The 26,912-nt window shown below is 63.8% G+C and carries 28 protein-coding genes; 23 read left to right on the top strand and 5 right to left on the bottom strand.

From position 1 onward, the window contains the following. The first annotated feature begins 24 nt into the window (after positions 1-24). From UP09_RS21215 to UP09_RS21185, 7 genes are all read left to right on the top strand, one after another. Positions 25-1,260: an urea ABC transporter substrate-binding protein gene (locus UP09_RS21215; RefSeq protein ID WP_044540229.1), complete on the top strand. Its 1,236-nt coding sequence runs from the start codon at positions 25-27 to the stop codon at positions 1,258-1,260. Positions 1,261-1,368: 108 nt separating this feature from the next. After that, complete coding sequence (locus tag UP09_RS21210) at positions 1,369-2,235, top strand: ABC transporter permease subunit (protein WP_044540228.1); 867 nt, start codon at positions 1,369-1,371, stop codon at positions 2,233-2,235. Between the two features lie 13 nt (positions 2,236-2,248). Then, positions 2,249-3,322 carry a branched-chain amino acid ABC transporter permease gene (locus UP09_RS21205; protein ID WP_044540227.1) on the top strand — a complete coding sequence of 358 codons (1,074 nt, stop codon included), beginning with the start codon at positions 2,249-2,251 and terminating at the stop codon, positions 3,320-3,322. 2 nt (positions 3,323-3,324) lie between these two features. Beyond that, complete coding sequence (locus UP09_RS21200) at positions 3,325-4,044, top strand: ABC transporter ATP-binding protein (protein ID WP_044540226.1); 720 nt, start codon at positions 3,325-3,327, stop codon at positions 4,042-4,044. Then, on the top strand, positions 4,034-4,744 hold the full coding sequence (locus tag UP09_RS21195) for an ABC transporter ATP-binding protein (protein WP_052833157.1): 711 nt from the start codon (positions 4,034-4,036) through the stop codon (positions 4,742-4,744). Before UP09_RS21200 ends, UP09_RS21195 begins: the two co-directional genes overlap by 11 nt. Positions 4,745-4,803: 59 nt before the next feature. Further along, on the top strand, positions 4,804-5,565 hold the full coding sequence (locus tag UP09_RS21190; RefSeq protein WP_044540225.1) for an SDR family NAD(P)-dependent oxidoreductase: 762 nt from the start codon (positions 4,804-4,806) through the stop codon (positions 5,563-5,565). An 85-nt stretch (positions 5,566-5,650) separates the two neighbouring features. Continuing rightward, positions 5,651-7,054: an amidase gene (locus UP09_RS21185; RefSeq protein WP_044540224.1), complete on the top strand. Its 1,404-nt coding sequence runs from the start codon at positions 5,651-5,653 to the stop codon at positions 7,052-7,054. A 12-nt stretch (positions 7,055-7,066) separates the two neighbouring features. On the opposite strand, the gene UP09_RS21180 is transcribed toward UP09_RS21185, so the two are convergent. Beyond that, positions 7,067-8,011 (bottom strand): LysR substrate-binding domain-containing protein, encoded by a 945-nt coding sequence (locus UP09_RS21180; protein WP_044540223.1) that lies wholly within the window; start codon positions 8,009-8,011, stop codon positions 7,067-7,069. Between the two features lie 157 nt (positions 8,012-8,168). Here UP09_RS21180 and UP09_RS21175 point away from each other — a divergent pair, with 157 nt between their 5' ends. Genes UP09_RS21175 through UP09_RS21135 form a run of 9 tightly spaced genes read left to right on the top strand, consistent with a single transcriptional unit; the run spans position 8,169 to position 16,321 of the window. Continuing rightward, complete coding sequence (locus UP09_RS21175; protein ID WP_044540222.1) at positions 8,169-9,203, top strand: ABC transporter substrate-binding protein; 1,035 nt, start codon at positions 8,169-8,171, stop codon at positions 9,201-9,203. 27 nt (positions 9,204-9,230) lie between these two features. Continuing rightward, on the top strand, positions 9,231-10,271 hold the full coding sequence (locus UP09_RS21170) for an ABC transporter ATP-binding protein (RefSeq protein ID WP_044540221.1): 1,041 nt from the start codon (positions 9,231-9,233) through the stop codon (positions 10,269-10,271). Continuing rightward, the gene (locus UP09_RS21165) at positions 10,268-11,167 is read left to right on the top strand and encodes an ABC transporter permease (protein ID WP_044540220.1); all 900 of its coding nucleotides are present in this window, start codon (positions 10,268-10,270) and stop codon (positions 11,165-11,167) included. The genes UP09_RS21170 and UP09_RS21165 overlap by 4 nt, the downstream gene beginning before the upstream one ends. Then, positions 11,164-11,970 (top strand): ABC transporter permease, encoded by an 807-nt coding sequence (locus UP09_RS21160; RefSeq protein WP_044540219.1) that lies wholly within the window; start codon positions 11,164-11,166, stop codon positions 11,968-11,970. Before UP09_RS21165 ends, UP09_RS21160 begins: the two co-directional genes overlap by 4 nt. An 8-nt stretch (positions 11,971-11,978) precedes the next feature. Next, positions 11,979-13,115, top strand: a complete 1,137-nt coding sequence (locus UP09_RS21155) for an NAD(P)/FAD-dependent oxidoreductase (RefSeq protein WP_044540218.1) — start codon at positions 11,979-11,981, stop codon at positions 13,113-13,115. Between the two features lie 10 nt (positions 13,116-13,125). Beyond that, positions 13,126-13,422, top strand: a complete 297-nt coding sequence (locus tag UP09_RS21150) for a (2Fe-2S)-binding protein (RefSeq protein WP_044540217.1) — start codon at positions 13,126-13,128, stop codon at positions 13,420-13,422. Next, the gene (locus tag UP09_RS21145; protein ID WP_044540216.1) at positions 13,419-14,837 is read left to right on the top strand and encodes an FAD/NAD(P)-dependent oxidoreductase; all 1,419 of its coding nucleotides are present in this window, start codon (positions 13,419-13,421) and stop codon (positions 14,835-14,837) included. The genes UP09_RS21150 and UP09_RS21145 overlap by 4 nt, the downstream gene beginning before the upstream one ends. Then, positions 14,834-15,955, top strand: coding sequence for an NAD(P)/FAD-dependent oxidoreductase (locus tag UP09_RS21140; protein WP_044540215.1), 1,122 nt, complete (start codon positions 14,834-14,836; stop codon positions 15,953-15,955). Before UP09_RS21145 ends, UP09_RS21140 begins: the two co-directional genes overlap by 4 nt. Before the next feature lie 18 nt (positions 15,956-15,973). After that, positions 15,974-16,321, top strand: coding sequence for a RidA family protein (locus UP09_RS21135; protein ID WP_044540214.1), 348 nt, complete (start codon positions 15,974-15,976; stop codon positions 16,319-16,321). Positions 16,322-16,351: 30 nt separating this feature from the next. On the opposite strand, the gene UP09_RS21130 is transcribed toward UP09_RS21135, so the two are convergent. Further along, positions 16,352-16,981 (bottom strand): helix-turn-helix domain-containing protein, encoded by a 630-nt coding sequence (locus tag UP09_RS21130; RefSeq protein WP_044540213.1) that lies wholly within the window; start codon positions 16,979-16,981, stop codon positions 16,352-16,354. 231 nt (positions 16,982-17,212) lie between these two features. Between UP09_RS21130 and UP09_RS21125 the strand changes: the two genes are divergently transcribed. From UP09_RS21125 to UP09_RS21100, 6 genes are all read left to right on the top strand, one after another. Continuing rightward, positions 17,213-18,907, top strand: a complete 1,695-nt coding sequence (locus UP09_RS21125) for a peptide ABC transporter substrate-binding protein (RefSeq protein ID WP_044540212.1) — start codon at positions 17,213-17,215, stop codon at positions 18,905-18,907. Positions 18,908-18,934: 27 nt separating this feature from the next. Next, the gene (locus UP09_RS21120; RefSeq protein ID WP_044540211.1) at positions 18,935-19,885 is read left to right on the top strand and encodes an ABC transporter permease; all 951 of its coding nucleotides are present in this window, start codon (positions 18,935-18,937) and stop codon (positions 19,883-19,885) included. Between the two features lie 3 nt (positions 19,886-19,888). Next, positions 19,889-20,764, top strand: a complete 876-nt coding sequence (locus UP09_RS21115) for an ABC transporter permease (protein ID WP_044540210.1) — start codon at positions 19,889-19,891, stop codon at positions 20,762-20,764. A 43-nt stretch (positions 20,765-20,807) separates the two neighbouring features. Beyond that, positions 20,808-22,136 carry an NAD(P)/FAD-dependent oxidoreductase gene (locus UP09_RS21110; protein WP_044540209.1) on the top strand — a complete coding sequence of 443 codons (1,329 nt, stop codon included), beginning with the start codon at positions 20,808-20,810 and terminating at the stop codon, positions 22,134-22,136. A gap of 23 nt (positions 22,137-22,159) precedes the next feature. Next, a complete protein-coding gene (locus UP09_RS21105; RefSeq protein WP_044540208.1) occupies positions 22,160-23,086 on the top strand; it encodes a 2-hydroxyacid dehydrogenase in 927 nt (308 codons plus the stop codon). 146 nt (positions 23,087-23,232) lie between these two features. Continuing rightward, positions 23,233-25,014: an ABC transporter ATP-binding protein gene (locus tag UP09_RS21100; RefSeq protein WP_502689069.1), complete on the top strand. Its 1,782-nt coding sequence runs from the start codon at positions 23,233-23,235 to the stop codon at positions 25,012-25,014. Between the two features lie 483 nt (positions 25,015-25,497). Here the strand turns inward: UP09_RS21100 and UP09_RS21095 are convergent, their stop codons facing one another. From UP09_RS21095 to UP09_RS21085, 3 genes are read right to left on the bottom strand one after another with little or no spacing between them, the layout of a single operon-like run. Then, a complete protein-coding gene (locus UP09_RS21095; RefSeq protein WP_044540276.1) occupies positions 25,498-25,782 on the bottom strand; it encodes a DUF1488 family protein in 285 nt (94 codons plus the stop codon). 40 nt (positions 25,783-25,822) lie between these two features. Beyond that, on the bottom strand, positions 25,823-26,119 hold the full coding sequence (locus UP09_RS21090) for a hypothetical protein (RefSeq protein WP_044540206.1): 297 nt from the start codon (positions 26,117-26,119) through the stop codon (positions 25,823-25,825). Then, the gene (locus UP09_RS21085) at positions 26,112-26,381 is read right to left on the bottom strand and encodes a hypothetical protein (protein WP_044540275.1); all 270 of its coding nucleotides are present in this window, start codon (positions 26,379-26,381) and stop codon (positions 26,112-26,114) included. The genes UP09_RS21090 and UP09_RS21085 overlap by 8 nt, the downstream gene beginning before the upstream one ends. A gap of 119 nt (positions 26,382-26,500) precedes the next feature. Here UP09_RS21085 and UP09_RS21080 point away from each other — a divergent pair, with 119 nt between their 5' ends. Further along, a complete protein-coding gene (locus UP09_RS21080) occupies positions 26,501-26,893 on the top strand; it encodes a hypothetical protein (protein WP_156164703.1) in 393 nt (130 codons plus the stop codon). Positions 26,894-26,912 lie beyond the last annotated feature (19 nt).

Genomic DNA, 26,912 nt, shown 5'->3' with positions numbered 1-26,912 from the left:
CCTTCAAAACAAAAGGACATCACGATGAATTCCGGACGTATGCTTGGAATGGCCGTTCTGAGCGCTGTGCTCGGGGCGACGGCGCTTTGTGCTGCTCAGGCAGCCGAGCCGCTGAAGGTCGGTTTGCTCGAAGATGTCTCCGGCGACCTGGCGTTCATGGGCATGCCGAAGCTCCACGGCTCGCAATTGGCGGTCGAGGAGATCAACAAGAGCGGCGGCATTCTCGGACGCCAGATCGAGTTGATTCACCTTGATCCGCAAGGTGATAATGCCCGCTATCAGGAATTCGGTCGCCGGCTGCTCAACCGTGACAAGGTCGACGTCCTGATCGGCGGCATCACTTCGGCGTCACGCGAGGCGCTGCGTCCGATCGTCGATCGCACTTCTACGCCGTACATCTATACGAACCAGTATGAAGGCGGCGTTTGCGACGCCAGCATGATCAGCATGGGTGCGGTGCCCGAGCAGCAGTTCTCGACTTTGATCCCGTGGATGGTCGAGAAGTTCGGCAAGAAGGTCTACGTCATCGCCGCCGACTACAATTTCGGTCAGATCTCGGCGGAGTGGAACCGCAAGATCATGAAGGACCTCGGCGGTGAGGTCGTCGGCGAAGAATTCATCCCGCTCGGTGTCTCGCAGTTCGCACAGACGATCCAGAACATCCAGAAGGCGAAGCCGGATTGGTTGTTGACGATCAATGTCGGCGCCGCGCAGGACTCGTTCTTCGAACAGGCCGCAGCGGCGAATCTTAATCTGCCGATGGGTTCGTCGATCAAGGTCATGCTCGGATTCGAGCACAAGCGATTCAAGCCGCCGGCGCTCAACAACATGCATGCGACCGCGAACTGGTTCGAGGAGATCGATACCCCCGAAGCCAACGACTTCAAAATGCGCTGGCACGCCAAGTTCCCCGACGAGCTCTACATCAACGACATGGGCTACAACGCCTACAATGCGCTCTACATGTACAAGACGCTGGTCGAGAAGGCGAAGTCGACCAAGCTCGATGACCTGCGCAAGGTGATCGCAACGGGTGATGCCTGCATCGACGCGCCCGAAGGCAAGGTCTGCATCGATCCGAAGAGCCAGCACACGTCGCACCGCATGCGCCTGATCTCGGTCGGCCCCAAGCACGAGGTCACGGTCGAAAAGGACTACGGAACGATCCAGCCATATTGGCTGGGCCAGATCGGCTGCGACCTCACCAAGAAGAACGACAAGGATCAGTACACGCCGAGCCATCTTCCCAGCAAGTCGTGACACGCACCGGGCACGAATCTTGCTCGTGACAAATGTTGTGTGAATGTGTCGAGACTCTGACCAGTACCGGCGCCGCAATGATGCGGCGCCGCGATCAGGGAGACCAGAATGTCGGCTGAACTCTTCTCGTTGTTCTATCAGTTCGCCGACGTCTTCGCGTTTCTGATCCTCTCGGCCGCAGGCCTTGCCATCGTGTTCGGCATGATGGGCGTCATCAACATGGCGCATGGTGAGTTCATCATGTGCGGCGCCTATGTGACCGTCGGACTGGTCAATCTCGGCGTGCCGCTCGTGATCGCCCAGATCCTGGCGGCCCTGACGGCGGGGCTCATCGGTGTCGCCGTCGAATTCCTCATCGTGCGGCGCTTCTACAAGCGTCCGCTCGACTCGTTGCTCGCGACCTGGGGCCTCAGCCTGATCGTGACGCAGTCGATGCTGCTGATCGTCGGCTCTGCGGTGCGCGGCATCGGAACGCCCGAGGGGAGCTTTGCGATCGGCGGCTATACGTTTTCAAGCTACCGGCTCGTGCTGTTCGGCTGTGCAGTGGCGGTGCTGGCTGGTCTCTACATCGTCTTCATGAAGACGCGCTTTGGCGTGATCGCACGCGCGACGATGCAGAATGCGGCGATGGCGAAGGCGTTGGGTGCGCGCACCGGGCGGATCTATGCGATCAGCTTCGGCATCGGCACCGGGTTGGCGGGCCTTTGCGGAGCGTTGTATGCGCCGACGATGACGCTGATCCCGACCATGGGAGCGACCTTCGTGGTCGAGAGCTTCGTCACCGTGGTGATCGGTGGGGCGAATGTCCTGCTTGGAACGGCGCCGGCGGCGGTGTTCCTGGCGGTGATCCGGATGACGTTGAATGCGAGTTACGGGCAGATCATCGGGCAGATCGGCATGCTGTTTGCAGTCATCCTGATCATACGTGTGCTGCCCGAAGGACTGTCCAGCGTGCTGGTTCGTCGTGGGCGCTAGGCAGGGATTGCGGATGTTCAAGCTGCTCGATGGTCCACAGACGCTCGGACGAGGCAAGATTTTCTGGTCCTGCTTCTTCGTCGTGCTGGTCTGCGCGCTGATCTATCCGCTGTTCGCCGACTCCTATGATGTCGGCAACTTCTCCTACTTCCTGATCTGGATCTTCATGGCGCTCGGCCTCTGCCTGATGTGGGGATACGGCGGGATGCTGTCATTCGGCCAGACCTTCTTCTTTGGCGTCGCCGGCTACAGCTATGGCGTGCTCGCCATCAACATGGGCGGCGGCACCGCCACGATCGCCGCACTCGTCCTTTCCGTTGTCGTCGCGATGATCGCGGCCGGGATCCTTGGTTACTTCATGATCTGGGGCGGCATCAGCGGCATCTTCTTCGGCATTGTGACGCTCTCGGCGACTTTGGTCCTTGCGTTCTTTCTCGGACAGACCGCGGGGCCGGAATGGCACATCGGCACGGCGCGGCTGAACGGCTTCAACGGCATGAAGGGCATGGACCCGCTCGCGGTCCGCGATTTCTATATTGAAGGGTCTGCGCTCTATTACGTCATGATCGCGCTCATCGTGGTCGTCTATATCGCGCTGCGCATGCTGGTGAACTCTGGTATCGGCAACGTGATCGTCGCGACGCGGGAGAATCCGCAGCGCGCCGAGATGCTCGGCTACGACGTCCGGAAATATCAGCTCCTGACATTCGTCATCGGAAGCGGCCTCGCCGGGCTCAGCGGCGCGCTCTATACATCCTGGGGACAGTTCATCACGCCGTCGAGCATCGGCCTGCCGGCGGCGGCGATGCCGATCGTCTGGGTCGCGTTCTCTGGTCGCAGCGATCTGACCGCGACATTGGTTGGATCGTTCCTGCTGCTGTTCGGCTTCCAGACCATCACGGTCTACAGCCAGCAGACGGCGCTGGTGCTGATGGGGGCGCTGCTGCTGGCGACCGTGATGCTGGCGCCGCAAGGTTTTGTGCTCGGCATCGGCAAGCTTGTTGTCGATCGCTGGCCCGGACGCCGGCCGCGTGATGCGGGTCCCGCGCTGGCAGACGCAGTTCGCCTGCAATCGGACGAGACCTGATCATGGCGCTGGTCGAAGTAAAGGACGTCAGCAAACGCTTCGGGGGATTGACCGCCGTCTCCGACGTCGATCTTACGGTCAACGCCGGTGAGGTTCACTGTTTGATCGGACCCAACGGGGCCGGCAAGAGCACGCTGTTCAAGCTGATCGTCGGCCTCTATCCGCCGACCAAAGGCAGCATCTTCTTCGATACCGTCGATATTACCGCCGAGCGTCCCTATGCACGTGTGCAGCGGGGCATGAGCATCAAGATGCAGGCACCGAGCGTCTTCAAGGAGCTGCCGGTGCGGCAGAATATCCAGATCGCGCTGCAGGCGCGCTTTTCGGGGGCTGAACGAAGCACCGAAGAGGATCGGCTGCTGACGCTGCTCAATCTGGCACAGGACGCCGGCAAGCTTGCTGGCGCGCTGTCGCACGGCCAGCAACAATGGCTCGAGATCGGCATGGCGCTGGCGCTGCAGCCGCAGCTCCTGCTGCTGGACGAGCCGACAGCCGGAATGTCGCCGGAGGAAACCTTCAAGACCGGCGAACTCATCAAGTCATTCAATGCCGAGGGCATGACGGTTCTGGTCGTCGAGCACGACATGGCGTTCGTGCGCCAGGTCGCCCAGCGCGTGACCGTGCTTCATCTCGGAAAGATTTTTGCGCGCGGCAATCTTGAAGCCATTTTGCAGGACGACAAGGTCGCCGAAATCTACCTGGGTAAGACCCATGCCCACTGATCGAATCCTGGACGTATCGGAACTATGGGCGGGGTACGGCGCGACGCCGATTCTGCAGGGCGTCAGCATGTCAGTCTCCCGTGGCGAAATCGTCGGCGTGATCGGCCGCAACGGCGTCGGCAAGTCGACCCTGATGCGGTGCCTGATCGGCCTGCTGCAGACCTGGCGCGGCACCATCACCTTCATGGGTCAGGATGTGACGCAGCTCGAGGCCGACGCTCGGGCGCGCGCCGGCTTCGGCTACATTCCGCAGGGCCGTGACGTGTTTCCGCAAATGAGCGTCGAGGAGAACCTGCAGGTCGGCGAATTGATCGGCGGCCCTGACGGGAAGAAGCTGCCGGACCTCGTCTACGAGTATTTTCCGCGGTTGAGGGAGCGCCGCCGCCAGGTCGCGGGCACCATGTCGGGCGGCGAGCAGCAGCAGCTCGCAATCGGGCGCGCACTGATCGGCAATCCGTCATTGATGATCCTCGACGAGCCGTCCGAGGGCGTCCAGCCGTCGATCGTCCAGCACATCTGCGAGGCGCTGAAGTCGTTCCGGAACGAGCTCGGGACCACAATCATCTTCGTCGAGCAAAATCTCGATACCATCCTGGCGATCGCCCAGCGCTGCTACATCATGGAAAAGGGCACGATCACGCGATCGCTGGCCGGCGACGACGTCAACGAGGACAATGTCCGTGCGCAGCTGTTGCTTTGACCAGCCGGGTCACGAGGAATTTCACGTTCTGCAATCAATAATGATGGAGGGAATGGACCATGGATCTGGGACTCAAGGGAGCAAAGGTTCTCGTCACGGGCAGCACCAAGGGAATCGGCAGGGCGATCGCCGACACTTTTGCCGCGGAAGGCGCCGATGTCGGAATTTGCGCGCGCAATCAGGCCGACGTCGACAGCGCGGTCGCCGCGCTCAAGGCGAAGGGCGTAGCGGCGTTCGGCGGTGTGGTCGACGTCTCGAACGGCCCGGCGCTTAAGGCCTGGGTCGCCGACATGGCATCGAAACTCGGCGGTATCGATGTCGTCGTCGCCAATGTCAGCGCGCTGTCGATCGGACAGGACGAGGAGAGCTGGGAAAAGGGCTTCTCCACCGACATGATGGGAACGGTTCGCCTGGTCAATGCGGCGATGCCGTATCTGGAAAAGAGCAGCGCGGCCGCGATCGTGACCATCTCCAGCGTCTCCGGCCGCGAGGTCGACTTCGCGAGCGGCCCCTACGGCACCTTCAAGGCCGCGATCATCCACTACACACAGGGCCTGGCCAATCAACTTGCCGCCAAGGGCATAAGGGCCAACTCGGTATCGCCGGGCAACACCTATTTCGAGGGTGGCGTCTGGAACATGATCAGGGATGGTAACCCCGAACTGTACAAGACCGCGCTGGCGCTCAACCCGACCGGACGGATGGGCACGCCGCAGGAAATGGCGAATGCCGCCGTGTTCCTTGCGAGCAAGGCCGCGAGCTTCATCACTGGAACGAATCTCGTGGTGGACGGCGCCTTGACGCGCGGCGTTCAGTTCTAGGTGCTTTGAGAAGCAGAAGAGACGAAACCGCGCCGCTCAACGGCTTCGGCTTGCGTAAGCATTTCCGATAACAACAGGGCGTCAGATGTCTGAGGATCCGTTGCACTACAAGTCGATCACCGAAATCTCGGAATTGATCCGCCGCGGCGAATTGCTGTCTGCAGAGGTCACCGAGGCGATCCTGACCCGGATCGCGAAGCTCGACGGCGAGTTTCATGGTTATACGCTCGTCCTTGCGGAGCGGGCCATGGCGCAGGCCAAGAGCCTCGACGGCGAAATCGCGAAGGGGATCTGGCGCGGCCCGTTGCATGGTGTTCCGATCGGGCTGAAGGACCTCTGCTACACGAATTTTGCGCCGACCGCGGGCGGCACGACGATTCACGCGAAGTTCGTGCCGCCGTTCAATGCCACGATCGTTGATCGGCTCGAGCGCGCCGGCGCGGTCACGCTCGGCAAGCTCAAGATGACGGAGGGCGCCTATACCAGCCATCATCCTGACGTTCAGGCTCCGCTCAATCCATGGAATACGAATTATTGGGTCGGCTCCTCATCGAGCGGATCGGGCGTGGCGACGTCGGCAGGGCTTTGCTACGGCTCGATCGGCAGCGACACCGGCGGCTCGATCAGGTTTCCGTCGGCGACCTGCGGGCTGACCGGGATCAAGCCGACCTGGGCCCGCGTCAGCCGGTATGGCGTCTTCCCGCTGGCGGATTCACTGGACCATGTCGGGCCGATGTGCCGGAGCGCCGCCGATGCGGCTGCGATGCTTGGCGTCATCGCTGGCGCTGATGTCAATGATCCCACCGCCTTGCAGGCGCCGGTGCCGAACTATCTGGCGCGGATTGGCGACGGCATTCGAGGGCTCAAGATCGGAGTCGACCGCAAATACACCCAGGACGGAATCGACCCGCAGGTCGTGGCGGCGCTGCTGGAAGCCGAACGCACGCTCGCGGAGCTCGGTGCCGACATTCGTGAGGTGCAATTCCCGTCGTACGAGAAGCTGGTCAGCATGTGGATTGCGATGTGCTCGGTGGAGACGGCGGAGGCGCATCTCGAAACCTATCCGTCGCGCAAGTCGGAATACGGTCCTGATCTCGCGCAGTTGATCGAGCAGGGCAGGTCGATGAGCGGCGTCGACATTGCCGCGATCCATCACCAACGGCTGAAGTTCAGCGGCAGCCTCGCTGCATTGTTTGGAGATATCGACGTTCTGCTGATCCCGACGATGCCGGTGCCGATCCCAACGCTCACCAAGATGGGCGAATACGGTGCCGATCCGAATGTGCTGTTGAGCATCCTGCGCTTCACCGCGGTGTTCGACTTCTCGGGCAGCCCGACGATCACGCTGCCGATGGGCATGGCGTCGGACCAGATGCCGCTCAGCATGCAACTGGTCGGCCCGCATCTGTCCGAGGACGTGCTGGCCCGCGCCGGCCACGCGTTCCAGTCGAGGACGGACTGGCACACACGGCGGCCGCCGATCGGGTGATTTGCTCTGCCATCATGTGTCGACCTTCGCGTCCTGCCGGCGAACCAGACCAGGTGGATTCCGCTCCAGTTCCTCGAGCGCCCGCCGCACGGTTTCCACCAGGTCCAGAGCCACCGGCGAAGGGCTGCGCTGTGCCGGAAAGACCGCCGCAAATTCGAAATCGATCCGTGGCATGAAGCGACGCACCGCAACGCCACGCGTTGCGAATTCCTGCGCCGTGAAGGGATCGCAGACTGCAACGCCGAGGCCGGACGACACCATCCCGCACATGATCTCCGAGAGATGGGTTTCGACCCTCAACACGCGGCGGACATCGTCGCGGTTGAAGGCCTGATCGATCAAATGTCGGCCCGTCGTTCCGGCCGACAGCGACACGAACGTCTCGCCCTCGAAATCGCGCGGCTCCAGAACCTCTTTTGCTGCCAGGCGATGTCCTGAAGGCAGCACCGCGACACGCGCCGGCGCCGGCAGCCGCAGGCTCGGCAGGCCGGAATGCGCGATCGGTACCTCGGCAAAACCGAGGTCGCACTGATTGTTCAGTACCCAGTCGACCACGATCGGCGAAATCACCCCGAAGAAGGCGAGGTTGAGGTTTGGTCGTTCTTTCAGGAAGTGCCCGGCGAGCCGCGGCAGATAACCGTTCGACAGCGCCGGCAGCGCCGCGATCCGCAAGGTGCCGGTGCGTCGGCCGCGGATTTCCTCGGCTGCCGCCGTGATGCGTTCGAGGCCGACAAAGGAGCGCTCGACCTCGGTATAGAGCGCTGTTGCCGCGGCGCTCGGCACCAGTCCCGTGCCACGCCGCTCGAACAACTCCATCTTCAGGAGCGCCTGGAAGTCGCGGAGCAACCGGCTGACCGCCGGCTGCGTCACGGCCATCAGTTTGGCGGCCTCGGTCACGCTGCCGGTCATCATCATTGCACGGAAGGCTTCCACCTGCCGCGGGTTGATCCGCACCATCCCAGATCCCATTCATAACATTTCAGCATGCAGAGGGTGCCATTATTCATTGGACGACGGAAGTGCGCGCTGCGATCTTTTTCATCAGTGCTGGAGACAGCCCGTTTTTACGGCAGATTGGGGCAAAGCGGCCCCCTTTGGTTGGAGATCGGTCCATATGAAGCCTTTCAGCCTTTTGACAGCGATCAGCATTGCGGCACTCGCCGCGCTTCCGTCGGCCGTCTCGGCTCAGCAAAAGACCCTCTATGTCGCCGGCTATGGCGGCTCGTTCGAGAAGACGATCCGGGACGAGGTGATCCCGGCCTTCGAGCAGGCGAACGGCGTCAAGGTCGAATATGTCGCCGGCAACTCGACGGACACGCTGGCCAAGCTGCAAGCGCAAAAGGGCAACCAGCAGATCGACGTCATCATCGTCGACGACGGTCCGATGTACCAGGCGATCCAGCTCGGCTTCTGCGGCAAGGTCGAGAGCGTGCCTGCCGATCTTTATGACGCGGCGCGCTTCAAGGACGATCGTGCCGTCGGCACCGGCCTGGTCGCGACCGGCCTGATGTACAACACCAAGATCTTTGCCGAGAAAGGTTGGGCGCCGCCGACCTCCTGGAACGACCTTAAGGATCCGAAGTACCAGAACAAACTGGTCATACCGCCGATCAACAACACCTATGGCCTGCATGCGCTGCTGATGCTCGCCAGAATGAATGGCGGCAGCGAATCCAACGTCGATGCCGGATTCAAGATCTTCAAGGATGAGATCAATCCAAACGTGCTGGCCTATGAGCCTTCGCCGGGCAAGATGACCGAGCTGTTCCAGTCCGGCCAGGCGGTGCTGGCGGTCTGGGGCTCCGGCCGCGTGCAGAGCTTTGCCAACACCGGCTTTCCCGTCGACTTCGTCTATCCGAAGGAGGGCGCGGCCACGCTGCTGACGGCCGCATGCCCAATCGCCAAGCCCAACGCCTCGCCGCTTGCGTCGAGCTTCATCCAGAAGCTGCTCGATCCCAAGATCCAGCTCGTGTTGCTGAAGGACTATGGCTACGGACCGGTGCTGAAATCGCTGGTGGTGCCGCCCGAGCTCGGCAAGATGGCGCCGATCGGCGAGCGCGCGGCCAAGCTCTACACGCCCGACTGGAGCATCATGAACGACAAGCGCGAGGAGTGGACCAAGCGCTGGAATCGCGAGGTCGAGCGCTGAGCCGATCGCAGCACCGGAACAAGAGCCATGGCCTTTCTCGAGCTCGATCGCCTCTGCAAGCAATTCGGGGCGCAGACCGTCGTTGACGACTTCAGCCTTGCGGTCGGCAAGGGGGAGTTCGTCTCCTTCCTCGGTCCGTCCGGTTGCGGCAAGACCACGACCTTGCAAATGATCGCGGGCTTTCTCGATCCTTCGCGCGGCGCGATCCGCCTGGAAGGGAAGGACCTGACCGCGGTGCCTCCGGCCAATCGCGGGCTCGGCATCGTGTTCCAGAGCTACGCGCTGTTTCCGCACATGACTGCGGCGGAAAACGTCGCTTTCGGCCTCGAGATGCGTCGGGTGTCGCGCGCCGAGTGTGCCGAGCGTGTTCGCTCTGCGCTGGCGATGGTCGGTCTCGCCGGTTACGAGGAACGCTATCCGCGCCGCATGTCCGGTGGCCAGCAGCAGCGTGTGGCGCTCGCCCGCGCGCTGGTGATCCGGCCGAGCGTGCTGTTGCTCGACGAGCCGCTGTCGAACCTCGACGCCAAGCTGCGCGAGGGCATGCAGATCGAGCTCCGCCAGATCCAGCGCACGCTCGGCACCACCACGGTCCTGGTCACCCATGACCAGAACGAGGCGATGTCGCTGTCGGACCGGATCGTGGTGATGAGCCAGGGCCGCATCGAGCAGATCGGCACTCCGCAGGACACCTATGAGCGGCCGGCCTCGGCCTTCGTGTCGCAGTTCCTCGGCAAGACCAACGACTTCGCCGCGACGATCGATCGCACGGTTGCTCCCGCGCGGCTGGTCGCGGGCTCTTGGAACGCGCCGGCACCGGCCGGGCTGAGCGGCCCCGTGACGATCAGCATCCGCCCGGAGCGGATCGGGTTCGCAGATGTTGGCCTCGCCGCGAAGATCATGACGCGGATATTCCAGGGCAATCACTGGCTGTTCCAGTGCGCGAGCGAATGCGGTCCTGCGATCGTGATCCGCCAGAACGACGGCCAGCCGCAGCCGGCGGAAGGCGATGCGGTGCGCCTTGCCTGGCGACAGGATGACATGAGCCTGCGCGCCGGAGGCGCTGCGTGAGCGCGGTCGTTGACACAGCTCCGGCGGCCTCCGCGGATGAACGCGCCGCGCGTGCGCCCTGGGTGCTGACCGCGCCCGCGCTGATGCTGTTCGTCGGCGTGCTGGTGATTCCGCTCACGATGACCGTGATGCTGTCGTTCCACGACTGGGGCCAATACAAGGGCATCGAGCCGGTCTTCATCCTGAAGAACTGGCGCGAGATCGCGACCGATCCCTACTACGCCGAGATGTTCTGGCGGACATTCCGCATCGCGTTGCTCACCACGTTGATCACCGCCGTGTTCGGCGCACCGGAGGCCTACATCCTCAACCGCATGAGCGGGCGCTGGAAGAGCTTCTTCCTGCTCGTGATCCTCGGGCCCCTGCTGATCTCGGTGGTGGCGCGCACGCTCGGCTGGGCGCTGCTGTTCGGCGGCAACAACGGGCTCGTCAACAAGCTTCTGATGTCGCTCGGCCTAATCGGCACGCCGCTGCGCTTCATGTTCACCGAGACCGGCATGGTGGTCGCGCTCGCCCATGTCATGATGCCGTTCATGGTGCTGTCGGTGTGGGCTGCGCTGCAGCGGCTCGATCCGCAGATCGAGAATGCCGCGCTGTCGCTCGGCGCCAGTGCGCCGACCATCATCCGCCGCATCGTCCTGCCGCAGATCGTGCCGGGTGTGCTGTCGGGTGCCATCATCGTGTTCTCGCTCTCGGCCAGCGCGTTTGCGACGCCTGCGATCATCGGTGGCCGCCGCCTCAAGGTCGCGGCGACGCTGGCCTATGACGAGTTCCTCAATACGCTGAACTGGCCGCTCGGCGCGGCGGTCGCAATCCTGCTGCTGGTCGCGCTGGTGCTGATCGTTGTCGGCAGCAACGCGCTGATCGAGCGGCGCTATGCCGAGGCGTTCCGATGAGACAGAACGGCCCGCTCGCGCTGATCTTCCATACGCTCTTCGTCATCTTCATGCTGGCGCCGATCGTCGTGGTCTGCCTCGTCGCCTTCACGCCCGAGGGGTATCTGTCGCTGCCGACCCACGGCTTCTCGCTGCGCTGGTTCAGGGCGATCGCGAACTATCCGGAGTTCGTCCACGCTTTCTGGATCAGCCTCGGCCTCGGCGCGCTGTCCTCCTTCGTGGCGCTACTATTCGCGGTGCCGGCGGCGCTCGCAATCGCGCGATATAAATTCCGCGGCCGCGATGCGCTCGCAGCGCTGTTCCTGTCGCCGCTGATGATTCCGCATGTCGTGCTCGGCATCGCCTTCCTCCGCTTCTTCACCTCGATCGGAATGGGCGGCGGGTTTCCGGCGCTGATTATCGCCCATGTGATCGTGGTGTTTCCGTTCGCGCTGCGGTTGACGTTGGCGGCGGCCACCGGGATGGATCGTTCGGTCGAAATGGCGGCGATCTCGCTCGGCGCCGGCGGCTGGATCCTGTTCCGCCGGGTGACATTGCCGCTGATCCTGCCGGGCGTCATCTCGGGCTGGGCGCTCGCCTTCATCCAGTCCTTTGACGATCTGACCATGACCGTGTTCCTGGCCGCACCCGGCATCGAGACGCTGCCGGTGCGCATGTTCCTCTATGTCCAGGACAACATCGATCCGCTGGTGACGTCGGTCTCGGCCAGCGTGATCGCGGTCACCATGGCCGCGCTCATTCTGCTCGACCGCTTCTACGGGCTCGACCGCGTGCTCGCCGGCAAGAGCGACACGGGGCGATAGGAGAACTCATGCACAGGGATTATGACGTCGCCATTGTCGGCGGCGGGCTGCTCGGCTCCGCCATCGCCTGGGGTCTCGGCCGGCTCGGCAAGACGGTGGCCGTCCTCGACGAGGGCGACATCGCCAAGCGCGCCTCGCGTGCCAACTTCGCGCTGGTCTGGGTGCAGAGCAAGGGATTGGGCATGCCGGCCTATACCGGCTGGACCGTGCGGGCCTCGGAAACCTGGAGCAGGCTTGCTGCCGAATTGAAGGAGCAAACCGGGCTCGACGTTTGCCATCAGCGCAATGGCGGCTTCCATCTGACGCTCAGCGATGCCGAGTTCGAGCAACGCGCTCAGCTCGTCACGCGGATGCACAACCAGGTTGGCGCGGCCGACTACAGCATGGAGATGTTGTCGGCATCCGAGGTCAGGAAGATGCTGCCGCTGATCGGTCCCGAGGTCTCCGGCGGCAGCTTCTGTCCGCTCGACGGCCATGTGAATTCGCTGCGCACCTTCCGTGCGTTCCATACCGGCTTCAGGCAATTCGGCGTCGACTATTTTCCGGAGCAGCCGGTCTCGGCGATCACCCGTGATGGCGGTGAGTTCCGGCTGTCGACGCCGAAAGGCGAGATCCATGCCGGCAAGATCGTGCTCGCCGCGGGGAATGCCAACCAGACGCTGGCGCCGATGGTCGGCCTGTCGGCGCCGATGGGCCCGACTCGCGGCCAGATCGTGGTGACCGAGCGCACCATGCCGTTCCTGCCGCATCCGCTGACCACGATCCGCCAGACCGACGAAGGCACGGTGATGATCGGAGACAGCAAGGAAGACCAACTCGACGACCGCGTGCTGAGGCATCCGATCAACGCTGCGATGGCCGATCGCGCCCAGCGCATGTTCCCGCATCTGGCGCGGCTCAATGTCGTCAGGAGCTGGGCCGGCATCCGCGTCATGCCGCAGGACGGCTTCCCGATCTATGACCAGTCGGAAACTCATCCGGGCGCATTCGTGGCCTGCTGCCATTCCGGCGTGACGCTCGCCCCCAACCACGCCTTCGACATCGCGCGGATGGTCGCAGCGGGCGCACTCGAGCCGGAACTGGTCGGCGCTTTCTCGGCGAGTCGCTTTGCAGGCGACAGCGCAGGGACGACTGACATCAGATAGAGGCATCTCAATGTTCAAGCGATCCGATCAGGACAACAGACCAGCTGTAAAGATGTTCGTGGACGGCGCCGCCATCGCGGCGCGCGAGGGCGACTCGGTTGCTGCGGCGCTGCTCGCATCGGGCCGTGACATCCGCCGTGCGACCGCGGTGAGCGGCGCGCCGCGACTGCCCTATTGCATGATGGGCGTGTGCTTCGACTGTCTCGTCACCATCGACGGCGTCGGCAACCGCCAGGGCTGCCTGGTGCCTGTTACCGAGGGCATGCAGATCGAGATCCAGAAGGGCAAGCGGGAGATCGGGAAATGACCACGATGCCAAAGCGCGACAGCTACGATGTCGTGGTGATCGGGGCCGGGCCCGCCGGGCTCGCCGCGGCTGCGACGACGGCGGAGGCCGGGTTGTCGACGCTGGTGCTCGACGAGAATGTCGGCCCCGGCGGCCAGGTCTGGCGCGCGATCACATCGACGCCGGTGGTGGCACGCGACCGCCTTGGTGCTGACTATTGGGCGGGCGCGGAGCTCGTGCAGGAATTGCGCGCGAGCGGCGCCGAGATCATCCAGCAAGCGACGGTCTGGAGCCTCGATCGTCATCTCGAGATCGCTATCTCCGCCGGTGGCGCCTCGGCCTTCGTCAAGGCGCGGCGCGTCATCCTGGCGACCGGTGCGCTGGAGCGGCCGTTTCCAATTCCGGGCTGGACGCTGCCCGGAGTGATGACCGCGGGTGCCGCGCAGACGATGCTGAAATCATCGGCGCTGGTGCCGGACGCGCCTACGGTGATCGCAGGGCAGGGACCGTTGCTGTGGCTGCTTGCGGCGCAGATTCTGCGGCTCGGCGGCCGCATCGATTGTATTCTCGATACGACGGAGCGGCGGAATTATCTCGCGGCATTGCCCCACGCCCTTGGCTTCGTGACGTCGCCCTATTTCACCAAGGGCCTCGCGATGATGCGGGAGGTGAAAGCGAAAGTGCGAGTTGTCAGCGGCGTCAGTGAGCTCGCCGCGCTCGGCGACAGTCAGCTTGCCAGCGTGAGCTACGTGTCCCGCGGGCGGCGCGAGACCATCCCTGCGGAACTGTTGCTGCTGCATCAGGGCGTCGTGCCGAACGTCAATCTCGCGATGTCGGCCGGAATCGAACATCGCTGGGACGACCGGCAGCTCTGCTGGTCGCCGGTGCTCGATCCCGACGGCAACACATCGGTCGCAGGCATTGCCATTGCCGGTGATGGGGCCGGCATCGGCGGCGCAAGCGTTGCGGTGGCGCGCGGCCGCATCGCCGCGCGCGGCGCAGTCGAAGTGCTTGCGCCTGATGCCGCTGCGGCGCTCACCGCCGAGAACGTGCTCAGAACGACGCTGGCGCAGGCCGAGCGCGGCCGCGCCTTTCTCGACGTGCTGTTCCGTCCGGCGCCGCAGTTTCGTATCCCATCGGGCGATACCGTCGTCTGCCGCTGCGAGGAGGTCACCGCGAAGGATATTCTCGATGCGGTTGCGATCGGCGCAACCGGGCCCAACCAGCTCAAGGCCTATCGCCGCACCGGTATGGGTCCGTGCCAGGGCCGGCTGTGCGGTCTCACCGTCACCGAGCTGATGGCACAGGCGCGCGGCAAGAGCCCTGAAGAAATCGGCTATTACCGCCTGCGGGCACCGGTGAAGCCGATCACGCTGGCGGAGCTTGCCTCGGTTCCGAAGACTGAGGCCGACGTCAAGGCGGTGGCGCGCCAATGACCAGGCTGGTGGATGCGATCGTCGTCGGTGGCGGTATCCACGGATGCTCGACCGCGCTGCATTTGTGCCTCGCCGGCATGAAGCCCGTGCTGATCGAGAAGGATTACGCCGGCCGGCATGCGTCGGGCGTCAATGCCGGCGGTGTCCGCCAGCTGGCGCGGCATATCCCCGAGATTCCACTCTCGATCCGCTCGATGGGAATCTGGGAACGGATCTCGGAGCTGCTCGACGACGACTGCAGCTTCGAGAGCCACGGCCAGGTTCTGGTCGCGGAGGATGCTGCCGAGCTTGCGACCTGCCGCGCGCGCGTCGCGGAGCTGAACGCGCTCGGTTTCACCCATGAGGAGCTGATCGACGGAGCCGAGCTGCGGCGGCTGGTGCCTGCGGTGGCCGACAGCTGTCCCGGCGGCGTGGTCTCGCGGCGCGATGGCGCGGCCAATCCGGCCCAGACGACGACGGCGTTTCGGCGCAAGGCGGCCTTGCTGGGCGCTACGGTCTGCGAAGGTGTGGCCGCCAGCAATATCCGGCAGCGCGACGGGCTCTGGCAAGTCGATGTCGGCGCGGACAGCTTTGCCGCGCCGGTGCTCGTCAACGCCGCCGGCGCGTGGGCCGGGCGGATCGCCGCTGACCTCGGCGAACCGGTCCCGGTCGAAACCGTGGCGCCGATGCTGATGATCACGTCACGCGTGCCGCATTTCATCGATCCCGTCGTGATCCTGCGTGGCCGCAAGCTGTCCTTCAAGCAATTCGCCAACGGCACGGTGCTGATCGGCGGCGGCCATCTGGCGACGCCGGACCAGGACCGCAACGAGACGGTGCTGGATTGGCGCGGCCTTGCGGTGAGCGCGCGCACTGTGTTCGAGCTGTTTCCGGTGATGCGTGATGCAACGATCGTACGCGCCTGGGCCGGCATCGAGGCCAAGACAAAAGACGATCTGCCGGTGCTGGGGCCCAGTGCGCGTCACAAGGGGCTTTATCACCAGTTCGGCTTCTCGCTGCACGGCTTCCAGCTCGGCCCCGGTGCCGGCGCCGTCATGGCGGAGCTGATCGTCAATGGCGGCACCCAGACCCGGATCGGCGAGCTCGGCATCGACCGTTTCCATCCTTCCACATCTTAGAGCCAGGACGAGGACATCATGAGCATCACCCGCAACATCCGCACCCCGATCATGCACCGCGCGGTCGAAGCCAACGGCTTTGTGTTCGTCGGCGGCACGATCGCCGACGACACCAGCGTCTCGATGGGCGAGCAGACCCGCAACATCCTCGGCAAGATCGCGGGCTATCTGAAGGAGGCGGGAACCGATCGGTCCCGCGTGGTCAGCGCGTCGATCTTTGTCACCGATCTCTCCAAAAAGAAGGAGATGGATGCGGCCTGGACCGAATTCTTCGGCGACAATCTGCCGGCGCGTGCGACGGTCGGCGTTGCCGATCTCGGCGGCGGTGCTCTCATCGAAGTGGTGGTGACTGCGCTCAAGGGCTGAGGCAGCGCCGCCGCTCGTGCCATTGCGGTTTCAACCGGCCGGCGGGTCGGCCTGGTGCAGCGTGGTCACCCAGATGACGCGCGCGACCTGCTGTGTCGGGTTGTCGAACATGTGCGGCACGGTGCTCGGGAAGCGGAAGCTATCGCCTGCCTCGAGCAGATGGGCCTGATGGTCGAGCCACAGACGCAGGCTGCCGGCCAGGATGTAGCCGGCCTTTTCACCGGTGTGCTGGAAGAAATCGGTGCCCGAGGAGCCGCCGGGATTGAGCGTGAGTTCGTAGAATTCGAGCTCGCCTTTCCCGGCCGGCGTCAGCGCTTCCTTGACGACGCCGCTGGCGGTGAGCCGAAGCAGCCGTCGATTGCTCTTGCGCACGATGTAACGCTGAGGTTCGCCGGCATCGCTCGCTTCGAAGAAATAGGAGATTGGCACGTCGAGGGCGATGCTGAGGAGACGCAGCGTGCGCACCGACGGCATGGCGCGCGCGCGCTCGAGCTGGCTGATCATGCCGGTGGACAGGCCGGTCCGGGTGGCGACGTCCTGAATCGAGAGGCCAGCACGCTGGCGAAGCAGGCGCACGGTTTCGCCGAGACGCTGGTCGCCCGCCTCATCGCGTTCGATCGTTTGGGTGTCCTTTGGAGCGATCGTGCTGCCGTCACCCATGTCGTTCTCCTGTGCCCATCGTCTCGCCGCTCATCCACTCGTCCGCTTTGGGGAGTTAGCCTGATTAAACAAATCATCGTACTCATCAGTAGCATTGACACAAATATTTAGCTGTGATGAAATTTTGATTAGAAGATTTATGCTGCTTAAAGCTTGGTCGCTCGTCCCGTACGGGATTTGCGAGGTTCGGGCGAGGAAGCCAGCGGGCGCGTGCAGGAACGGAGGCGGGTCGTGGCAGACGAAACCAGCAACTTCGGCCGTCCAGTTCCGGGACTACCGTCCGGCGTCTCCAACCGCCGCCAGTTCATCCAGCTCGGCGCGAGCGCCGCGGCGGGATGGACCATAGCGGGCTCCGCATTTGCGCAGACCGAACGTCCAGCCAATCCTCCGGCCAAGCCACGCGGGCAGGTGATCGCGGCTCTGTCACAGGAGCCGACCGTGTTTCATCCGCTGATGCCCAGTATCGAGGTCGATCAGGGCGTCTGGTGGCAAGTGTTCTCGCCGCTTTGGTTCATCGACAGCGAGGGCAACTTCGTTCCTGATCTCGCCCGCGAAGTTCCGACCATCGAGAATGGCGGCTTATCGGCCGATGGGCTGACCTGGAAGATCAAGCTGCGCAGTGACGTGAAGTGGCACGATGGCACGGCGTTTACGGCTGAGGACGTGAAGTTCTCGCTCGAGCTGAACAACAACCCGGATTTCCGCGCCCGCAGTCGCGTCGGCCACAGCCTGCTAAAGGACGTCAAGGTCGTCGCGCCCGACGAGATTCATTGGCGCATGGAGGCGCCTTATTCGCCCTACATGTCGATCCTGTCGCTGACCTTCATCGTGCCAAAGCACATCCTGGAGAAGCTGCCGGATCCGAACGCGTCGCCGTTCCACAACGCGCCCGTCGGCACCGGACCGTTCCGCTGGGGCGAGCGCGTGCCCGGCGACCATATTCTGCTGAGCGCCCATGCCGGCTACCACGGCAAGGGGCCTTATCTGGAGCGCGTCGTCTTCAAATATATCCCCGACCTCACCGTTCTCTACACCCAGTTCCGCACCGGCCAGGTCGATTACACCGGCCTGCAAGGCATCCTGCCGAACTTCGTGCAGGAGGCGAAGGCGCTGCGCGGCCACAAGGTCTTCGTCTCCTCGACCTCCTCGGTGGAGCATCTGGCGCCGAACCTCGAATTCGGCCCGTTTGCCGACCGCACGGTGCGCGAGGCGCTCTACCTCGCGATCAACAAGAAGGCGATCATTGATGCGCTCAACTACGGCCTGCCGACGCAGACCGAGAGTTTCGTGCCGCAGCAGGCCTGGTCGTTCCAGCAGGGCCTGCCTCAGCACAATTACGATCCGGCCAAGGCCAATGCGCTGCTCGATGCCGCCGGATGGACGCGGGGCGCCGGCGGCGTGCGCGAGAAGGGCGGCGTCAAGCTCGAATTCACCAACTCGACGACGTCGGGCAACGCCGTCCGCGAGCAGACCCAGCAACTGCTGATGCAGGATTGGCGTGCGATCGGCGCCGCGATGCGGGTGAACAACATGCCGGCTGCCGTCATCTGGGGGGACTACTGGCTGCAATCGAAGTTCAATTCGGTGCTGGTGGGGGTGAACTTCATGCTGGGCAGCGACCCCGACGTGACGCCGCGCTTCGGCTCGGGCGCTATTCCCGCCAAGGGCGGACGCGGCTACAACACCTATCAATACCAGAGCGCGGAGGCCGACCGGTTGCTCGCCGAGGGCGCCAGGCAGTTCGATCTTACACAGCGCAAGGCCACCTACGGCGATCTGCAGAAACTGATCCGCAACGACCTCGCCATCCTGCCGCTGTTCCAGGGCTTCATCGCCGAGGGCGTGAAGGAGGGGCTGCAAGGCTTCCGCCCCAACATCAACACCTCGAGCAATTGCTGGAATATCCGCGAATGGTACTGGGCCTGATGCGTCCGGTCCGCGGGATCGCCTGAGATGGCCCGCTACGTCGCCAATCGCGTGGCGCAGGCCATCATGCTGCTGGTGGTCGTCTCGGCGATCGGCTTTGCCATCCTGCATCTGGCGCCCGGCGGTCCGCTCTCGCAATACGCAGCCTCCGCGCAGATGACGCAGGAAGACCTTGATCGCGTCTCCAGGCAATTGGGCCTCGATCGTCCGCTGCCGATCCAATATCTCGACTGGTTCGGCCGCATGCTGCGAGGCGACTGGGGCCACTCCTACCGGGATGGTGGAGACGTGCTGTCCGTCATCGGTTCGCATCTCGGTGCCACCTTCGAATTGATGGCGACCGCGACCATCATTGCGGTGCTGCTCGGCTCGTGGATCGGCGTGCTCGGTGCGCTCCGCCGCTATTCGCTGTTCGACACGCTTGCGACCGTTGGAGCGATGATTGCGCTGTCGATACCGACCTTCTGGTTCGGACTCGTCGCGATCTATGTGTTTTCGGTGAAGCTCGATTGGCTGCCGTCCGGCAACCAGGAGACGATTGGCGACGGCTCGCTGCTCGACCTGCTGCATCATCTGATCGCGCCGGCGCTGGTGCTGGCGCTGGTCGAGACCGCGATGTGGGGGCGCTTCATGCGCTCGTCGATGCTCGAGGTCATCAATCAGGATTACATCCGCACGGCGCGGGCCAAGGGGATTCCGGAATGGCGCATCCTGACGCGGCATGCATTGCGTAACGCGCTGCTGCCGATGATCACGGTGGCGGGCCTTCAGTTTCCGACGCTGCTTGGAGGCGCGCTGGTCACCGAGACCGTGTTCACCTGGCCCGGCATGGGCCGCCTGTTCCTCGATTCCATCGGCTATCGCGACTATCCGGTGGTAATGGGCATTCTGATGTTCTCGGCGACGATGGTGCTGCTCGGCTCGCTGCTCGCCGACATTCTCTATGCCGTCGCCGATCCGCGTATCCGGGTGGGATAGGCGATGAGCACGGCAGTCCTTTCAATCGCTCATCCCACGCCCGGTCAGGCCGCCTGGCGGCGGTTCCGCCGTCATCGGCTCGCCCTGGCGGGCGCCGTGATCATTCTCGTTCTTGTCGTGGGCTCGACGTTCGGTCCTTATCTGCTGCCGTTCGACGATACTTATATCGACGTCATGAAGCGGTTCGCGCCGCCTCTGTCGGGAGCTCATCTTCTTGGTACCGACGAGCTCGGCCGCGACGTGCTGGCGCGGCTGATGATGGGTGGTCGTATCTCGCTTGCGATCGGCATCGTCGCAATGGTGATTGCGATGGCGGTCGGCATTGTCGTCGGCGCGTTCGCCGGCTTCTATGGTGGCGTTGTCGGCGCGGTGCTGATGCGGCTTGTCGATGCGGTGCTGTGCTTCCCGTCGATCTTTCTCTTGCTGGCGCTCGCGGCGCTGACCGAGCCGGGCCTTGTCACAACCACGGTGCTGATCGCGGCAACCGCGTGGATGGGCGTCGCCCGCGTCGTGGAGGCCCAGGTCCGCTCGCTTCGAGAGCGCGACTTCGCGATCGCCGCGATAGCCTTCGGCTCCTCGAACCTGCGGATCATGTTCCGCGAACTCGTCCCCAATGCGATGGCGCCGATCGTGGTGGCGGCGACGCTCAACGTCGCCAAGGCGATCCTGCTGGAATCCTATGTCAGCTATCTCGGCTACGGCATCCAGCCGCCGGCCGCGAGCTGGGGCAACATGCTCAACAACGCCCAGATCTATCTGACCAGCGCGCCCTGGCTCGCGATCGCGCCGGGCGTTGCCATCACGCTTGCGGTAACCAGCTTCAACTTCCTCGGCGACGGGCTGCGCGACGCGCTCGATCCGCGGATGAATATCCCATAAGGAGCCAACAGGCTTCGATCAAACCGATTGTCAGGAGAGCATCATGTCCCCGCCGCTCAACCGTATAACAAGCGACGAGCGCTTGCCGGCGCAGGTGGATGTCGTCGTCATCGGCGGCGGCGTCATCGGCGTCTCGGCCGCCTATCATTTGGCGAAGAAGGGGCATTCCGTCGCCCTGGTCGAGAAGGGGCATGTCGGCGCCGAGCAGTCGAGCCGCAACTGGGGCTGGTGCCGTCAGCAGGGCCGTGCGCGCGCCGAGATTCCGCTGGCCCGCGAGGCACTGCGCCTGTGGGACGACATGCAGATCGATGCCGGCGTTGATGCCGGCTTTCGGCGGACCGGCGTCTTGTTCCTGACCAAGAATCCGCAGGAGCTGGCCGCCTGGGAGAAATGGGCCGAGACCGCGCGCGAACTGCAGGTTCACTCGACGATCCTGTCGCGCGCCGAGATCGCCGAACGCTTGCCCGGCAATACTGATCCCTGGATCGGCGGCCTGTACACGCCGAGCGACGGGCGCGCCGAGCCGTCGATGGCGGTACCCGCGCTGGCAACGGCTGCGCGCAAGCACGGGGTGACGATCCATCAAGGCTGCGCCGCGCGCGGGCTCGAGACCCAGGGCGGCCGGGTCAGCGCCGTCGTCACCGAGAAGGGCACCATCCGCGCGCAGTCCGTGCTGCTCGCTGGCGGGGCGTGGTCGTCGCTGTTCTGCCGGCGCCACGGCATCGAATTGCCGATCGGTCTGGTCAACGCAACCGCGTGCCGAACCACACCGGCGCCGGAGATTACGTCAGGTGCGCTCGGCACCGACTTCTATTGCATCCGCCGCCGCCTCGATGGCGGTTTCACGCTCGCGCTGCGCGGCCGGGGTACAGTGGAACTGTCGCCCGACCTCTTTCGCTATGCCCGGACCTTCTGGCCGACCTACAAGCACCGCCGCAACGGACTGAAGCTGTCGTTTGGAAAGTCGTTCTTCGATCAGATCATGCGCGGCACAAGCTGGAGCCTCGACACGCCGTCGCCGTTCGAGGCGGAGCGCGTGCGCGATCCGGCGCCGGATATGTCGCTGGTCAATTCGGCATTGGCCGCACTGATCAAGTCGAATCCCGAGCTGAAGGACATCGAGATCGCGGAGGCCTGGGGAGGGACCATCGATACCACGCCCGACACCATTCCGGTGATCTCTCCGGTCGATACGCTGCCGGGCTTCTTCCTTGCGACCGGTTTCAGCGGCCACGGATTCGGCATCGGTCCCGCGGCCGGCAAGCTTGCCGCCGACATCGTGACCGGCGGTGCGCCGCTGGTCGATCCGGCCGCTTACAGCCACACGCGCCTGATCGACGGCCGGCCGCTCGCGCCGGTCAGCCCGTTCTAATGGTGTTGGATCAGGGCTAAGGCATGACATTTCTCTACAAGGCAAACACCGTTCGCGGCATGGAATGGGCCAGCCTCTTCTCGCGGCACGCCCCGGACCTGCCGTTCCGGCTGTGGCCCGATATCGGCGATCCCGCCGAGGTGCGCTATCTGGCGGTGTGGAAGCCGCCGGACGACATCGCGGCAACATTCCCCAATCTCGAACTCGTCTTCTCGGTCGGAGCGGGGGTCGATCAGTTCGATGTTTCGAAGCTTCCAGCCCATGTGCCGCTTGTTCGCATGCTGGAGCCCGGCATCACCGAGACCATGGTTCAATATGCCACCATGGCCGTGCTGGCGCTGCATCGCGATCTCGTGGCGTTCATCGCTCAGCAGCGCGACCGCGTCTGGCGCGAGATCCGGGTCACGCCGGCCGCGAAGCGCCGAGTCGGCGTGATGGGCCTTGGCCTGCTCGGCCAGGCTGTGCTCGAGGGACTGAAATCATTCGGCTTTCCGCTTGCGGGCTGGAATCGCTCGCCACGCAGCATCGAAGGCGTCAGTTGCTATGCAGGCAACGACGCACTGCCGGAGTTCCTCGCCCAGACCGACATCCTTGTCTGCCTGCTGCCGCTGACCGATGAGACGCGCGGCATCCTGAATGCATCGCTCTTCGCGCAGTTGCCGCCCGGCGCCCGGCTCGTCAATGTCGGCCGCGGCGCGCATCTGGTCGAAGCCGATCTGATCGCGGCGCTCGAACGCGGCGTGCTGTCGGCCGCCGTTCTCGACGTCGCCGAAGCCGAGCCGCTTCCTGCGGACCATCCGTTCTGGAACCATCCGCGCATCCTTCTGACGCCGCATAACGCAAGCATGACGACACCGGAAACCGCGGTTGAATTCGTGCTCGACACCATCGCTCGCCATCGCCGCGGTGAAGCTTTGCCAGGCCGCGTTGATCGCGAACGCGGCTACTGAAACCATGCATTGAAGGCTTCAGGATGAGTATCAGCTCTCATGGATCTGACCAACTCGCTGCCGGCGCAACGCCGGCCGGCGCCGCAAGTTCACCTGGAGCTGGGCAGGTCCCGGTGCTGTCGATCTCGGGCCTGACCACCTCGTTTATGCGCGATGGGCAATGGCTACCAGTGGTCCGGAACGTGTCGTTCGACGTTGCCGCCAGGGAAACCGTGGCGATTGTCGGGGAGTCGGGCTCCGGCAAGAGCGTTACGGCCCTTTCCATCATGCGGCTGATTTCGCAGGAGAGCGGGCGCATCGAGGGCAGCATCAAGCTCGCCGGCCGCGATCTCCTGACACTGCCCGAGCAGCGGATGAAGGAGGTGCGTGGCAACGAAATCGCGATGATCTTCCAGGAGCCGATGACGAGCCTCAATCCGGTGCTGACGATTGGCCTTCAGATCGCCGAAGCACTGGTCCACCACCGCGGCCTGTCGCGCGCGGCGGCTGAGGCCGAGACCATTCGTCTGCTCGAGCGCGTGCGCATCCCCGCCGCGAAATCGCGCTTCCATGAACATCCCCATCGGTTCTCCGGTGGCATGCGTCAGCGCGTGATGATCGCGATGGCGCTGGCCTGCAAGCCGAAGCTGCTAATTGCCGACGAGCCGACGACCGCGCTCGACGTCACGATTCAGGCGCAGATCCTGGATCTCCTCAAGGTGCTGCAGGAGGAAGAGGAGATGTCGATCCTCTTCATCACGCACGACATGGGTGTAGTCGCCGAAATCGCTGACCGCACCGTGGTGATGTATGACGGTCAGGCGGTGGAGACCGACACCACCGCACGGATCTTCGCCGCTCCCGCGCATCCTTATACCCGTGCGCTGCTCGCGGCCGTGCCGCGTCTCGGGTCCATGGAGGGCCGGCCGCGGCCGATGCGTTTCCCGGTTGTCGACAAGGTAACCGGGACGTCGGACGAGCCTGTGGAGACGCCTGATACGGTCGATACCGTCGGGCGCCCGGTGCTCGAGGTCAGCAACCTGACCACGCGCTTTGCGATCCGGTCGGGATTGTTCGGAAAGGTTTCGGGCCGCGTTCACGCGGTCGAGAACATATCCTTCAGCCTCCGGGCGGGCGAAACGCTGGCGCTGGTCGGCGAGTCCGGTTGCGGGAAGTCGACCGCAGGCCGATCGATTCTCAAGCTGGTTCAGCCGGACAGCGGAGCGATCGTGGTCGATGGCCAGGACGTTCTCGGCATGAATGCGCGCAGGTTGCGCGAGTTTCGCAAGCAGATCCAGCTGGTTTTCCAGGATCCATTTGCAAGCCTCAATCCCCGCATGTCGGTCGGCACGGCGATCGCCGAACCGCTGCGTGCTCACGGGCTCGCGTCGGCATCGCAGGCACGCGACATCGTTGCCGATCTGCTCGTTCGCGTGGGGCTGACGCCTGATATGGCCTCGCGTTTTCCGCACGAGTTCTCCGGCGGCCAGCGCCAGCGCATCTGTATCGCCCGCGCGCTGGCGCTTGGGCCCAAGCTGATCATTGCCGACGAAGCAGTCTCGGCCCTTGATGTGTCGGTCAAGGCGCAGGTCGTCAATCTGATGCTCGACCTTCAGGCGAGCATGGGTCTGGCCTATCTCTTCATCTCCCATGACATCGCGGTCGTGGAACGGATGAGCCATCGCGTCGCGGTGATGTATCTCGGCGAAATTGTCGAGATCGGTCCCCGCGCGGCGGTGTTCGGCAATCCGCAGCACCCCTATACGAAAAAGCTGATGAAAGCCGCGCCGATCCCTGATCCTGCGCGCCGTGCCGCGAGACGTGGTGTCTCGAACGAGGAGATCAGGAGTCCCGTGCGTGCTCCTGACTATCAGCCGCCCGCGCGGCAGTACCGCGAGGCCACGCCGGGCCATGTCGTCCAGATATGGGGTGAAGAATGGCAGAACTGATCGAGGAAGTGCCGCTTTGGGCGCTCTAGGAAATTGATCTGATCAGCCCTATTGGGGCGGCCTTAGTTCGCCGTCGCACCAGCGCAAAGCTTCGGAACTGATCGGATCCGCAGCGGCCTGGGCTTGATGGACCAGCCGGCATCTGTTGCACCTCAAGGTCCAGTGCTCGAAACCCGGTCGTCCGGATACGACATGAAGGACTTCCATGGCGCCGTAACACAGCGGACACCGCGGGCTCGCCGTTTCGCGAACCGAGAGCTTGTTCGTGAGTTGCGCGTCGGGCATGCGACACTCCCTGTTTGCCGGCGGGAGCACAACACTCTCAGTCACCGATGGAGACCAAAGACCTGATGGTGATATCCGATACCCTACACCCAAGGCATGTTGGCGTATGTCGAAAAGTGTACCAAAGGGAAGCTGCTAGATTCTTGTTTTGACGCGTTTTCTTTACGCGAACCGGTATCCACTTCGCTCGAAAACGCTCTAGCCTTGCTTCCGGAAATCAATACTGCGCAGGATGATCCCCGGTGGCGTGCCCTCGAGCTCGGTCGCGCGGTATTTGCCGTCGGCGCAGGCTTCGATACGCTCGCGCAGCCGGATGAACTGCGCCTCGCGTTGTTCCGCCTTCGCCCGGACGGGACCTTCCAAATCGTCCATGGCAGAGGTCGAAATTGCGCAAGGAACTTCCCTCGCGCCGTCGAGCATCGAGAATCGGACGACCATCCTGTCGTATTCATAGCCGATGAAGCGGCCGGGTATCAGCGTCATGTGTTCCATTCCTTATCGAAGCGACGCAGCGACCAACGCCTCAGTTCTGCTCGGTCAATCGGGCAAAATCGTCGAGGATGGCGGTGACCAGCGCGTGATGTTTGGTGTCTTCCGGCGGCAGTCCCGCGGCATACAGCTTCAGGACATAGCGCGCCTTGACGGCCGCCTCCGCCCACGACGTGGCGGGGGACGACAGCAAATGTTGTTCGATCTCGGCTCGGCGCTCCCGCAGCTCTCTCGCATGGGTCTCAACCTCAGCCAGCGCACGGCGGAGGTCGGTCGCCTTCTTTGCCGCCATGCCGCGATGCTTGTCGAGGTCGAGCGGCTCGTCAGACATCGGAAGCGCTCGCGTCGTTGCGTTGCGCGTCAGCGAGATCAACCGAGCCGATCGAGACCATCTCGGTCGCAAGCCCCCGCGAACCTTCTGCCGGCACGATGATCATGGTGGCAATGCGGCGGAACGCTTGAAATGAAAGTCCCTCGATCGTCTCCTCGTCGGTGATGACTTCGTACGCACCGGCGGGCAATAGGCGATCGATGCCCCTGATCCGACAGGGGTGCTTGAAGGTAACGACCTCACGTCGAGAACGGATGGTCACGCGCCTGCCTTTTCGCGAACGATTACGCCAGCGCTGCCGGTATGCCAGCATGCGCCCCTTCGGCCACAATAGCCATTGCTATCTTATTCGAGTGGCGAGGGAAGCGGCTCCTGCGCTGCGTGATTCCGCCGCCGGCGCCAGATGCTTTAGCACTCGCTATTGGCTGGATGCCGGCGTACCATCGCCAATCACCGCAATTCCCGCGGCATTCGCCGGTGGCTGAAGGGTGCGCGCAAATCTCGGCGGCGGCTGCGCTCAGGAAAGCCACGCAGCTCCTGCAGCAAGGCTACATCGATGTGAGGATCTGCACCCCGCGCGGTCAGGTCCATTTGCCGGACGAATTGAATTGTCTCGAAGAGCAGGAGAAGACCGATATGACGAGCAAGGGCGAGCGGCGAGGCACTCGGGAAACCAAGAAACCCAAGAAGGAAAAGATCAAGGTCATTGCCGCGGCGCCGAGCCAGAAAGCGGCCGGCTGGCAGCCGGGCTTTGCTTCAGGGAAGAAGAAGTAGCGCCGGTCAACGATCGGTT

The sequence above is a fragment of the Bradyrhizobium sp. LTSP885 genome (assembly GCF_000938305.1).
Classification (GTDB): domain Bacteria; phylum Pseudomonadota; class Alphaproteobacteria; order Rhizobiales; family Xanthobacteraceae; genus Bradyrhizobium.
This window is presented reverse-complemented; position numbering and strand designations above follow the sequence as displayed.

What these genes read in the sequence shown, in the direction of transcription:
- UP09_RS21215 (WP_044540229.1), top strand. Translation starts at nt 25, where the DNA reads ATGAATTCCGGACGTATGCTTGGAATGGCCGTTCTGAGCGCTGTGCTC.
- UP09_RS21105 (WP_044540208.1), top strand. Translation starts at nt 22,160, where the DNA reads ATGACATTTCTCTACAAGGCAAACACCGTTCGCGGCATGGAATGGGCC.
- UP09_RS21185 (WP_044540224.1), top strand. Translation starts at nt 5,651, where the DNA reads ATGTCTGAGGATCCGTTGCACTACAAGTCGATCACCGAAATCTCGGAA.
- UP09_RS21175 (WP_044540222.1), top strand. Translation starts at nt 8,169, where the DNA reads ATGAAGCCTTTCAGCCTTTTGACAGCGATCAGCATTGCGGCACTCGCC.
- UP09_RS21090 (WP_044540206.1), bottom strand. Translation starts at nt 26,119, where the DNA reads ATGTCTGACGAGCCGCTCGACCTCGACAAGCATCGCGGCATGGCGGCA.
- UP09_RS21155 (WP_044540218.1), top strand. Translation starts at nt 11,979, where the DNA reads ATGCACAGGGATTATGACGTCGCCATTGTCGGCGGCGGGCTGCTCGGC.
- UP09_RS21205 (WP_044540227.1), top strand. Translation starts at nt 2,249, where the DNA reads ATGTTCAAGCTGCTCGATGGTCCACAGACGCTCGGACGAGGCAAGATT.
- UP09_RS21190 (WP_044540225.1), top strand. Translation starts at nt 4,804, where the DNA reads ATGGATCTGGGACTCAAGGGAGCAAAGGTTCTCGTCACGGGCAGCACC.
- UP09_RS21145 (WP_044540216.1), top strand. Translation starts at nt 13,419, where the DNA reads ATGACCACGATGCCAAAGCGCGACAGCTACGATGTCGTGGTGATCGGG.
- UP09_RS21160 (WP_044540219.1), top strand. Translation starts at nt 11,164, where the DNA reads ATGAGACAGAACGGCCCGCTCGCGCTGATCTTCCATACGCTCTTCGTC.
- UP09_RS21110 (WP_044540209.1), top strand. Translation starts at nt 20,808, where the DNA reads ATGTCCCCGCCGCTCAACCGTATAACAAGCGACGAGCGCTTGCCGGCG.
- UP09_RS21200 (WP_044540226.1), top strand. Translation starts at nt 3,325, where the DNA reads ATGGCGCTGGTCGAAGTAAAGGACGTCAGCAAACGCTTCGGGGGATTG.
- UP09_RS21100 (WP_502689069.1), top strand. Translation starts at nt 23,233, where the DNA reads ATGCGCGATGGGCAATGGCTACCAGTGGTCCGGAACGTGTCGTTCGAC.
- UP09_RS21210 (WP_044540228.1), top strand. Translation starts at nt 1,369, where the DNA reads ATGTCGGCTGAACTCTTCTCGTTGTTCTATCAGTTCGCCGACGTCTTC.
- UP09_RS21150 (WP_044540217.1), top strand. Translation starts at nt 13,126, where the DNA reads ATGTTCAAGCGATCCGATCAGGACAACAGACCAGCTGTAAAGATGTTC.
- UP09_RS21180 (WP_044540223.1), bottom strand. Translation starts at nt 8,011, where the DNA reads ATGGTGCGGATCAACCCGCGGCAGGTGGAAGCCTTCCGTGCAATGATG.
- UP09_RS21195 (WP_052833157.1), top strand. Translation starts at nt 4,034, where the DNA reads ATGCCCACTGATCGAATCCTGGACGTATCGGAACTATGGGCGGGGTAC.
- UP09_RS21170 (WP_044540221.1), top strand. Translation starts at nt 9,231, where the DNA reads ATGGCCTTTCTCGAGCTCGATCGCCTCTGCAAGCAATTCGGGGCGCAG.
- UP09_RS21095 (WP_044540276.1), bottom strand. Translation starts at nt 25,782, where the DNA reads ATGACGCTGATACCCGGCCGCTTCATCGGCTATGAATACGACAGGATG.
- UP09_RS21120 (WP_044540211.1), top strand. Translation starts at nt 18,935, where the DNA reads ATGGCCCGCTACGTCGCCAATCGCGTGGCGCAGGCCATCATGCTGCTG.
- UP09_RS21115 (WP_044540210.1), top strand. Translation starts at nt 19,889, where the DNA reads ATGAGCACGGCAGTCCTTTCAATCGCTCATCCCACGCCCGGTCAGGCC.
- UP09_RS21130 (WP_044540213.1), bottom strand. Translation starts at nt 16,981, where the DNA reads ATGGGTGACGGCAGCACGATCGCTCCAAAGGACACCCAAACGATCGAA.
- UP09_RS21135 (WP_044540214.1), top strand. Translation starts at nt 15,974, where the DNA reads ATGAGCATCACCCGCAACATCCGCACCCCGATCATGCACCGCGCGGTC.
- UP09_RS21140 (WP_044540215.1), top strand. Translation starts at nt 14,834, where the DNA reads ATGACCAGGCTGGTGGATGCGATCGTCGTCGGTGGCGGTATCCACGGA.